We start from the raw sequence: 295 nt of genomic DNA, 5'->3' as shown, positions 1-295 counted from the left end.
TCAGACGTCGTTCGCCAGGGTTGTCGCTGTAGCGTGTTTCATAAGCGAGGGTGTCGCCGTCCCAGCCGTAGATGTTTTGGCCGCAGTCGTATTGGGCGTTGAGCGTGCGCTGTTGCTGCTCGATCCACGCCGGGCCGGCGCCGGGGCTGGGCGGGCAGTGGGCTTTGGAGTATTTGGCTACCCGTCGCCCCAGTGCGTCGTAGGCGAAGTCGGCGGTCAGGCGGTCGTCTTCGTAGCGGGTCAGGCGGTCGTAGAGGTCCCAGGTGAAACGGGCTTTTTTGCCGTTGTCGAGGCG

1 protein-coding gene is annotated in these 295 nt (G+C 64.4%); it reads right to left on the bottom strand.

All coding sequences use genetic code 11. The features are described 5' to 3' along the window. Nucleotides 1–295, bottom strand: a 295-nt coding sequence (locus GHO41_RS30020; RefSeq protein ID WP_178126640.1) for a hypothetical protein, incomplete at both ends; no start/stop codon positions are given.

Origin of the sequence: Pseudomonas sp. FSL R10-0399 (genome assembly GCF_009600165.1) — a bacterium.
Classification (GTDB): Bacteria; Pseudomonadota; Gammaproteobacteria; order Pseudomonadales; family Pseudomonadaceae; genus Aquipseudomonas; species Aquipseudomonas helleri.
The sequence above is the reverse complement of the archived record's forward strand: the minus strand, read 5'-3'. Positions and strand labels throughout refer to the sequence as shown.